The sequence below is a fragment of the Desulfogranum marinum genome (assembly GCF_016918565.1).
GTDB classification, from domain to species: domain Bacteria; phylum Desulfobacterota; class Desulfobulbia; order Desulfobulbales; family Desulfobulbaceae; genus Desulfogranum; species Desulfogranum marinum.
This window is the reverse complement of the sequence record NZ_JAFFQD010000148.1, coordinates 1-693: the sequence shown is the minus strand read 5'-3', so window position 1 is coordinate 693 and position 693 is coordinate 1. Positions and strand designations below refer to the sequence as shown.

Annotated in this window: 1 pseudogene; it reads left to right on the top strand. The window is 45.2% G+C overall.

What is annotated here, in order from left to right:
* Nucleotides 1-622: pseudogene (locus JWH17_RS23255) on the top strand (ISNCY family transposase); the annotation flags it as partial.
* Between the last annotated feature and the right edge of the window lie 71 nt (nt 623-693).

Genomic DNA, 693 nt, shown 5'->3' with positions numbered 1-693 from the left:
TGTTCGTGTTCTGGCCAGACTTCTTGATGAAGCGAAAACAAGGCTGCCAGGGATCATGTTATCCTTCCATAACCATCGACGGGCGGCAAAACGACGGAATCTGGAAATTACAAATGCCAAGAATAATGCAGCAAGGCAGAAGCCATATAGAAAACTTATAGAACTCACAGAGAAGACAATAGGCTACGCCGAAAAGGGGGTGCACAGTTTACAGAATTATGTGGGAAGTTCCATGATTGAACAAGCTTTGGCAAGCGGTATTTGCAAACAGTTGCAAGAATATTTGCCTATTGTTCGTCAGGTAGCGTGCCAAACCAAACGCAGAATTTTTGCTGGTGAATCTGTTCCGGCCCTGGAAAAGATTGTTTCAATCTTTGAGCCGCATACGGATATTATCCGCAAGGATCGCCGAGAAACCTATTACGGTCACAAAATTTGTCTTACCGGCGGCGCTTCTAATCTCATTCTTGACTGCGTAGTACTTGACGGCAATCCTGCGGACACTACGTTGACCGGGTCAATGCTTGACAGGCAAAATGATATTTACGGACGCTATCCTTTGCAGGGGGTGCATCCGACGTTTATGGAATCATTTAACACGCCGAATCCTCTTCTCTCGTGAGACCCTTTTTTCCTGCGCACTTTTCTCATACTGATCAAAGAACGAATCAAATTTTGAGTTATACTTGGCGC